Source organism: Amycolatopsis sp. NPDC104863 (assembly GCF_055582965.1).
Window position 1 is genome coordinate 987,184 of record NZ_JBVJOW010000003.1, and the last position, 7,531, is coordinate 994,714.

General features: G+C 74.6%; 1 protein-coding gene and 1 pseudogene. One reads left to right on the plus strand and one right to left on the minus strand.

What is annotated here, in order from left to right; translation table 11 throughout:
* Nucleotides 1-9 precede the first annotated feature (9 nt).
* Nucleotides 10-6,129, plus strand: a pseudogene (locus tag ACZ63J_RS20830) (SDR family NAD(P)-dependent oxidoreductase); the annotation flags it as partial.
* Between the two features lie 158 nt (nucleotides 6,130-6,287).
* Here ACZ63J_RS20830 and ACZ63J_RS20835 read toward each other — a convergent pair.
* Complete coding sequence (locus ACZ63J_RS20835; protein WP_465402398.1) at nucleotides 6,288-7,106, minus strand: DUF2306 domain-containing protein; 819 nt, start codon at nucleotides 7,104-7,106, stop codon at nucleotides 6,288-6,290.
* Between the last annotated feature and the right edge of the window lie 425 nt (nucleotides 7,107-7,531).

Sequence of the window (7,531 nt, forward strand, 5' to 3'; positions counted from 1 at the left end):
CCCGTGGCGACCGAAGCCGAGCTGCTCGACTACCTCCGCCGGGTGACCGCCGACCTGCAACGCACCCGTGAGCGCCTGGTCGCCGCGGAGTCCGCGGGTGACGAGCCGATCGCCGTGGTCGGCATGAGCTGCCGCTACCCCGGCGACGTCGACACCCCCGAAGCCCTGTGGCGGCTGGTCGACGACGGCGCCGACGCGATCGGCGGTTTCCCGGACGACCGCGGCTGGCCGCTGGCCGACCTGCTCGGCGACACCGGCGGCCCCGGCACCTCCGCCACCGCCGAGGGCGGGTTCCTGCACGGCGCCGGCGGGTTCGACGCGGCGTTCTTCGGGATGAGCCCGCGCGAGGCGCTGGCCACCGACCCGCAGCAGCGGCTGCTGCTGGAAACCGCTTGGGAGGCCTGCGAAAGCGCGGGCATCGACCCGCTTTCCCTGCGCGGCAGCGCGACCGGTGTGTTCGTCGGCGTGATGTACAACGACTACGCGATCGCGCTGCAGGGCGTCACCGAGGACCTCGAGGGGTACCAGAGCAACGGCAGCGCCGGCAGTGTCGCTTCCGGGCGCATCTCCTACACCTTCGGCTTCGAAGGCCCGACCGTCAGCGTCGACACCGCGTGCTCGTCGTCGCTGGTCACCCTGCACCTCGCCGCGCAGGCCCTGCGCCGCGGTGAATGCTCGCTCGCGCTGGCGGGCGGCGTCGCGATCATGTCGACGCCGATGGTGTTCATCGAGTACAGCCGCCAGGGCGCGCTTTCGCCGACCGGCCGCTCCCGCGCGTTCGCCGAGGGCGCCGACGGCACCGGCTGGTCCGAAGGCGTCGGCATGCTGGCGCTGGAAAAGCTGTCCGACGCGCGGCGCAACGGCCACGAGGTCCTCGCCGTGCTGCGCGGTTCGGCCGTGAACTCCGACGGCGCGTCCAACGGCCTCACCGCGCCCAACGGCCCGTCGCAGCAACGCGTGATCCGCGCCGCGCTGGCCGACGCGAAGCTGTCACCGTCCGATGTGGACGTCGTCGAGGCGCACGGCACCGGCACCGCGCTGGGCGACCCGATCGAGGCGCAGGCGCTGATCTCGGTGTACGGCCAGGACCGGCCCGAAGGCCGCCCGCTGTGGCTCGGCTCGCTGAAGTCGAACATCGGGCACACGCAGGCCGCGGCCGGCGTCGGCGGGGTGCTGAAGATGATCCTCGCCATGCGCAACGGCGTCCTGCCGCGCACCCTGCACGCCGAAGAGCCGTCCACCAAGATCGACTGGACCGCGGGCGCCGTCGAGCTGCTGACCGAACCGCGGCCGTGGCCGCGGACCGGGGCGCCGCGCCGGGCCGCCGTCTCGTCGTTCGGGGTCAGCGGCACCAACGCGCACGTCGTCCTCGAACAGGCCCCGCCCGCCGAACCCGCCACGGCCGCCGCGGAGCCGGTCGCGATCCCGTGGGTGCTCTCGGCGAAGTCGCCGGAAGCCCTGGCCGGGCAGGCCGCCCGGCTGCTGGCGCACCTCGACGAGCACCCCGCCCAGCCGCTGTCCGGGATCGCCCGCACGCTGCTGGCCCGCAGCCGCTTCGACCACCGCGCCGTCGTGGCCGGGACCGGCCACGCCACCCTTCGCGAAGGCCTGTCCGCGCTCGCGGCCGGGGTCCCGGCGCCGACCGTGGCCACCGGCACGGTGACGGCGGCGCCCGGCCCGGTGTTCGTGTTCCCGGGCCAGGGTTCGCAGTGGCCGGAGATGGCGATCGCGTTGCTGGACACCGAACCGGCCTTCCGCGCCCGCATCGAGGAGTGCGCCGAAGCGCTCACGCCGTACGTGGACTGGTCGCTGCTGGACGTCCTGCGCGGGGTCGAGGGCGCGCCCTCGGTCGACCGGGTCGACGTCGTGCAGCCGGTGCTGTTCTCCGTGATGGTCTCGCTCGCCCACCTTTGGCGCTCCTACGGCGTCCGGCCGGCGGCCGTGCTCGGGCATTCGCAGGGTGAGATCGCGGCCGCGTGCTTCGCCGGGATCCTGTCGCTGCCCGAAGCCGCGCGGATCGTGACGCTGCGCAGCCGCCTGATCGGCGACCGGCTGGCCGGGCACGGCGGGCTGCTGTCGGTGATGGCGTCCGAGGCCGAAGTCGGCGAGCTGCTCGGCGACTTCGAGGGAAAGCTGTCGATCGCGGCGGTCAACGGGCCGCGCACGGTCACCGTCGCCGGTGAGCCGGAAGCCCTGACCGCGCTGGAAAAGCGGCTGTCCTCGGCCGGGCTGATGCGCTGGCGCGTCGAGGGGGTCGACTTCGCCGCGCACAGCCCCCAGGTGCGCGTGCTGCACGACGAGCTCCTCGACGTCCTGGGCGAGCTGCACCCGGGCGAGACCTCGATCCCGTTCTTCTCCACCGCCGACCGGCGCTGGCTCGACGGCCCGGAGCTGGACGGCGAGTACTGGTACCGCAACCTGGAACACACCGTGCGGTTCGACGCCGGGGTCCTCGCCGCCCTCGACCGGGGCGCGCGCCACTTCGTCGAGATCAGCCCGCAGCCGGTGCTCAGCCTCGGCCTGCAGGCGCTGCTGGAGCAGTCCGGCACCGGCGCGACGGCGTCGGCGACCCTGCTGCTCGGCCACGGCGGGCCGGACCGGTTCCTGGCCGCGCTCGGCGCCGCCTTCGCCCGCGGCGCCGACGTCGGCTGGCGCGTCCCCGACGGCGACCGCGTCGCACTGCCGACGTATCCCTTCCAGCGCACGGACTTCTGGCCCCGCGGCAGCATGCAGGCGACCGGCGACATCACCGCGCTGGGCCTCGCCGCGGCGGAGCACCCGCTGCTCGGCGCCGTGACGGCGTTGCCGGACACCGAAGGCTTCCTGTTCACCTCGCGGCTCTCGGTCGCGACGCACCCGTGGCTCGCCGAACACACCTTCGGCGGCGCGGTCCTGCTGCCCGGCACCGCGTTCCTGGAGCTGGCCGTCCGCGCCGGCGACGAGGCCGGCTGCCCGGTCGTCGACGAGCTGACCCTGACCGTGCCGCTGGTCGTCCCGCCGGGGCAGGCCGTGCGCACCCAGGTGGTGCTCGGCCCGCCGACCCCGGCCGGCCGGCGCACACTGTCGGTCTACGCCCGGCCCGACGCCGGCGACGAGCCGTGGACCTGCCACGCCACCGGCGTGCTGCGGGCGGGCGAGGTCCCGGAGGCGGGGGAGTTCCCGGCCGAGTGGCCGCCCGCCGGGGCCGAGCCGATCGACCTGACCGGCTTCTACGAGCAGGCCGCCGAAAACGGGTTCGGCTACGGCTCGCTCTTCCGCGGGCTCGAAAAGGCTTGGCGGCACGGCGAAGACGTCTACGCCGAGGTCGCGCTGCCGGCGGCCAACCGGCCCGAAGCGGCCGCGTGTGCCCTGCACCCGGCGCTGCTCGACGCGGCGCTGCACGCGGCGTCGTTCACCGGCGAAGGCCGCAGCCGGCTCCCGTTCTCGTGGACCGACGTCGAGCTGTACGCGGTCGGCGCGTCCCGGGCCCGCGTGCGCGTCAGCCCCACCGGCCCCGACGGTGTCCGCGTCGACCTCGCCGACACCACCGGCACGCCGATCGTCTCCGTCGGCTCGCTGCTGCTGCGCGACGCCGGGACGATCGAAAGCGCGCCGGCCCACGGCGACAGCCTCTTCCGCTGGGAGTGGCAGCCGGTGCCGGCCCCGGAACCCGGCCGGCTCGAAGACGGCACCTGGGTCGTGGCCGGGGCCGACGAGTTCGGGCTGACCGGCGCCGTCTACACCCTCGGCCGCGCGGTCGAGACGTTCCTCGGCCTCGGCGCGCTGACCGCCGCGCTCGACGAGGGCCTGCCCGCGCCCCAGGTGATCCTCATGCCGCTGGTGCCGGTGCGGCCGGAGAACGACCGCGAAGCGGCCCGCGACCTGACGAAGTGGGTGCTCGGCGAGGTCCAGGCGTTCCTCGAAGAGGACCGGCTGCGCACCACGCGGCTGGTGTTCGTCACCCGGGGCGCCACCGAAGACGCCCTCGCCGGCGCGACCGCGTGGGGCCTGCTGCGCTCGGCGCAGACGGAGAACCCCGGCCGGATCGTGCTGGCCGACCTCGAACGCGAAGCCGACCAGTCCATCCGTGACCTGCTGCCGTTGCTGCCGGGCCTGCTCGCCTCGGGCGAGCCGCAGGTCGTGCTGCGCGACGGCGTCCCGCACGTCGGCCGCCTCACCCGCGTGCGCGGCGAAGAGTCCACTGTGGACTGGTCGGCGGCGGGAAAGGTGCTCGTCACCGGCGGCACCGGCGCGCTGGCCCGGACGGTCGCCCGGCACCTGGTCACCGAGCACGGCGTCCGCGAGCTGCTGCTGGTCAGCCGCAGCGGCCCGGACGCGCCGGGCGCCGCGGAGTTCGCGGCCGAGCTCGACGCCACTGTGGACGTTCGCGCCTGTGATGTGTCCGATCGGGACGCGCTCGCCCGGCTGCTCGACTCGGAGCCCTCGGTGCGGGCGGTCGTCCACACCGCCGGCGCCCTGGAGGACGGCGTCCTCGGCTCGCTGACCCCGAAGAAGCTCGACACGGTGTTCGCGCCGAAGCTCGACGCGGCCTGGCACCTGCACGAGCTGACCCGCGACCGCGAGCTGACGGCGTTCGTGCTGTTCTCGTCGTTCGCCGGGCTGGCGGGCAACGCGGGCCAGGGCAACTACGCCGCCGCAAACGCTTTCCTCGACGGCCTCGCCCGGTACCGCCGCGGCCTCGGCCTCCCGGCGACGTCGATCGCGTGGGGCACCTGGGCGGGCGAGCGCAGCGTGATGGCGGCCCGGCTCGACGAGACGAGCCGCCGCCGTCAGGAGCGCGGGGGAGCGCTGGCGCTGTCCGCCGAACAGGGGGTAGCCCTGTTCGACGCCGCGCTGGCCCACCCGGCCGAGCCGGTGCTCGCCGCGATCCGGCTCGACCTGGCCGCGATGCGCGCGGCCGGCGAGGTGCCGCGGCTGATGTACGCGCTCGTCCCGCCGCCGTCGCGCCGCTCGGCGGCCACGGCGGAGCAGGACGCGGGTTCGTTCGCCCGGACGTACGCGCAGCTGCCCGCCGGCGACCGGCCGGGCGCGGTGCTGGAGCTGGTCCGCGGCCTGGCCGCCGCCGTGCTCGGCCACCCGGGCGCGGCCGCGGTCCCGGCCGACGGCAGCTTCCCGGAGCTGGGCTTCGACTCGCTGACCGCGATGGACCTGCGCAACCGCCTCCAGACGGCGACGGACCTGATCCTGCAGGTCGGGGTCGTGTTCGACCACCCGACGCCGGAGGAGCTGGCCGCGCACCTGGCGGGCGAGCTGGCCACCGGAACGACGGCCGAAGTCACGAGCACGGTGTCCGTACAGGCCCCGGAGACGATCGCGGGCCTGTTCACCGACGCGCTGAAGGCCGGGCAGCAGGCGGACGCGATCGCGTTCCTGCGCGCGGCGGCGACGTTGCGCCCGAAGTTCCGCACGTCCGAAGAGCTGACCCGGCCGATCCGCCCGCTGCGGCTGGCCCGCCGGTCCCCGGACGCCGAGCCCGGCCCGCACCTGATCTGCGTCCCGGCGCTGGTGGCGATGGCGGGGGTGCAGCAGTACTCGCTGTTCGCGGCGTCCTGCCGCGGCCGCCACGACGTCTCGGCGGTCCCGATCCCGGGCTTCACCGACGGTGAAGCGCTCCCGGCCGACCGCCAGGCCCTGGTCGCGGCGGAGGCCGACGCGATCTCCGCGTACACGGACGGCGAGCCGGCGATCGTGCTCGGCGTGTCCACCGGCGGCCTGCTGGTGCACGCGATCGCGACGGAGCTGTGCCGCCGCGGCACACCCCCGGCCGGCGTCGCGCTGCTGGACCCGTACGCGGTCGACAGCGAGTTCGTCTCGAGTGCCGGCGGCGGGCTGATGCAGGGCCTGTACAAGCGCAACCAGCAGTACACCGAGGTGACGAGCGCGGGGCTGTCGGCGATGGCCTGGTGCTTCGACCTGATGGAGGGCTGGGAGCTGGGCCCGCTGCCGTGCCCGACGCTGCTGGTGCGCGCGTCGGAGCCGATCGTGGCGGCGCAGGAGTCGGTGGACTGGCGCTCGGCGTGGGCGCACGCGGACACGGTGACCGACGTCCCGGGCAACCACTTCACGATCGTGGAGGAGCACATCGCGGAAGCGGTGGCGGCGGTCCAGGACTGGCTGCCGCGGGTGTGAGGGCTCAGCCCCGGGTCGGCCGTCCGGGCTCGTCCACATCCGGATGATCTCCTCGGCCGGCTCGCCCTCGGACAGCCAAGCCGATCGGTGAACGCGAAGAACCCCGGCACCTGGGGGAGTGTGCCGGGGTTCTTCGCCGCGGGAAGGCAGCCGCGAGACTAGGGGACGGGGTCGGGGGCCGGGCGCTCCAGGACCGGCGTCTTCGTGTTCGGCGCCAGCGCCGGCGTGTGGTGCGCGGGCTGGGCGGCCGTGTTCGGCGCCGGATCCTGGGGCACGACCACCTTCGCCGCCGCGCGCTTGGCCGCCTGGCGGCCCAGCGCCTTGTAGCGGGCGCGGTGGTTGAACCACTCCGCGATCAGCAGGTTGACCACCCACGGCACCCACGACGTCAGCGTGGACACCTGGTCCTGCACCGCCGGCGGGCCGTCGACGCCCATCGTGAACACCTCGGGCTCCAGCCACAGGATGGCCGGGCCCAGCCAGAAGCGGGACGCGAGGATCGAGAAGCACAACGCGAAGCTGCGCAGCATCCACTCGCGGTGCTCGACGATCCGGCCCTGGCGCGCCCGGCGGAAGCCGATGATCGTCGTGGCCAGCCAGAGCAGGCCCAGCAGCGCGTTGCCCGCCTTCTGGCCTGGGCCGTGGGTCAGGAACGGCGTGATCGTCAGGATCGCGAGCCCGGCCGGCAGCGCGCCGCCCAGGACGTAGACGCGGCCCGAGATCCGGTGCAGCTTCGGCTTCCGGTTGCGCAGCCACGGCCAGATCTGGATCGACGCCGTCACGAACGCGACCGAGCCGAAGACGATGTGCGCCACCAGCAACGGGTAGTAGAAGGGCAGGTCCAGGCGCGTCGCCGCGGTCGACTTGCTCGGGTCGAAGCCGAGGTAGTTGGGCAACCGGAACGCGAGGAACCCGAACACCAGGAAGTAGAAGGGGATGATCCAGGGGCGTCTCAACGCCCTTCCGATGCGTGTCATGGTCGGCCTTCCTTCGGGGCATCCGGCGCGAAGAGCATGCCTCCGCCGAACCACGGAAAACCGCAGACTTCACGCGCGTTGAGCCCCGCTGCGCCGGCGCCGCTCGGCCGCCGGGCCCGCCGCCCGCGGGATGGGGAGCCCCAGTTCGCCCGGCTGCGCCGCCGAGCTTGGCGCGGGCCATCTCGTCGGACCGCCGACCTGGCCGGGGCTGCTTCAGCAAAACGTCACCTCGCCCCGGCACGCCGACCTGGCCGCAAGCGTGGCGAACATCCGTGCATAGCGTCCGCCCGGACGCCCGGCGCGATCTCTGGGGAAAAACCGGCCCGCGCGGCGGCATAGTCGCCTTCGACCTGAACCCCGGCGGTGGCTCCGGCGTCGTGAGGCGGCCGGGCGCCCGCCCGAACCGGATCACTGGGAGCGCCGCG

What these genes read in the sequence shown, in the direction of transcription:
- ACZ63J_RS20835 (WP_465402398.1), bottom strand. Translation starts at nt 7,106, where the DNA reads ATGACACGCATCGGAAGGGCGTTGAGACGCCCCTGGATCATCCCCTTC.